General features: G+C 68.9%; 2 protein-coding genes. Both read right to left on the bottom strand.

The annotated features are described in order from the left end of the window. Positions 1-1,542 (bottom strand): DUF7844 domain-containing protein (locus AC04L7_RS18265; RefSeq protein ID WP_475513642.1); only part of this gene is annotated, 1,542 nt, incomplete at its 3' end. Further along, positions 1,542-1,642: DUF2388 domain-containing protein (locus AC04L7_RS18260; protein ID WP_475513643.1), on the bottom strand; the 101-nt coding region annotated here is incomplete at its 5' end. The genes AC04L7_RS18265 and AC04L7_RS18260, both read right to left, overlap by 1 nt.

Below are 1,642 nucleotides of genomic sequence, written 5' to 3'. Positions count from 1 at the left end.
GGTATCGCCCAGCCACGCTCTCAGCGCCTGCACGGCGGGCGCGGCATCGACAGGCACGTCGCGGCCGAGGTAGCGCCGCTTCAGCTCATCGCGCAACAGCAACTGCTGGCGGCGCAGCGCGGCGTTCTCGAGCACGAGCAAAGCCGCGCTCGCCTTCAGGTCGGCCTGCGACAGCCACGGCGCCCGCTCTGTCGGCGAGAGTGCCAACCATGCCTGCGCATCGGCGTGCGGCAGGGCAAGCGCCTGGCGGGCGACGGAATACAACGCTTCGTAGCGCGCGCTCATCGGTTCGAAGTAGTAGCCGAGACGGCGCGCCTGTTCGCCATCCTCCAGCACGCGACGGTCCGCGATGCCCGCCCGTTCCAGCTTCCTCAGCAGCCCTGTCGGCGTGATGCTCGCCAATGGCTCCCCGGCAAGCCGTGGCACGCCATCGTGCAGCAGCTTCCAGGTTTCCACAGCGCAGTTATTGCTGATGAAGTAGTAGCGCCCGTCATAGCTCCAGTGGAGTTGTGCGGCACGCTCGAGCAGCGAGGCGATCTCGTCACGCTGGAGCCGCAGCGGAACGGATTGCAGGCCACGCAGTTCGACCTTCGTGTATTCCTCGATGACCTGGTCCAGCGGCAGCAGGAATACGCGCGACGGATACGAGCCTGTCAGCCCCCGCCAGCTCGAAATCTGCACGTCGCCCACGAAGGCGCGGAACGACAGCACGCGATGATGGGCAAGGTCCAGCCGGCAATCCGGCCCCGGCACACGCCCCGGCGCGCAGACGACCAGGCGCAGCATGCTGTGGCCCCAGCGGCTCATCGCTTCGCTGYTGCCCTCGGCCAGGAGGTAGTCGACTTCGTAGATGCGCGCGGGATCCAGCGCCAGCAGCGAAGCATCGCCGCGTGCCGCATCCGCCTCGAGGAAAGGCAGTCCCTCCGCGCACTCGGCCGCCGCGGACGATTCGCCGAAATGCGATGCGAAATAGCGGTACAGCGCCGGACGCCGGCACGCGTAACTGCCGTCCAGCACGAAATGTTCGAGATTGACGGCAACGAACTCCGACGGCCGCGTCAGCTCGTAGGCATCGGGGCTCCGGGCAATGAAGTCGTTGCGGCTGCGCCGGCCGGCGACGCGGAACACGCTGCGCTGCCAACCGGCCAGCTCGCGCAGGCGCGCATCCCCGGACAACACGTTGCGATGGGTGCGATCGTAGGCATGCGCGAGTTCGTGGACGAGCGCCTTGCGCGCCGCCGGGACGCGTGCGTCATCCAGCAAGGCGCGGTCGAGCCACAGCCGGTGGCCGACACGGCGGCCTTGCACGTCGCGCGGAAGATCGGCGCGCCACCCCAGGACGAGGTCCGGCGGCAATCCGTCTCGCCACGTGCGCGGCAAGCGGCCGAGGACATCGTCGACGAGCGCCTGCGCGGATGCGACCTGGGCCGTGTCGAGACCCGCAGGATCGACGCGAAGGGCGAAGGCAGGAAGCGCGTGGCCCAGCAGTGCAAAAGCCAGGACCACGCCGATGCGTCGGCTCCATGGCCGACGCGGGAACATCAACGCGCCAGGATGGCCTGGGCCAGCTGCATGTCGCTGGCGCGGCGCGCGGCTTCATCGGTCTCGCGCAGGTGGCGCAGCGCGGCTTCTAGCTGTGCAC

Source organism: Pseudoxanthomonas sp. LjRoot204_2, assembly GCF_056175765.1.
This window is presented reverse-complemented; position numbering and strand designations above follow the sequence as displayed.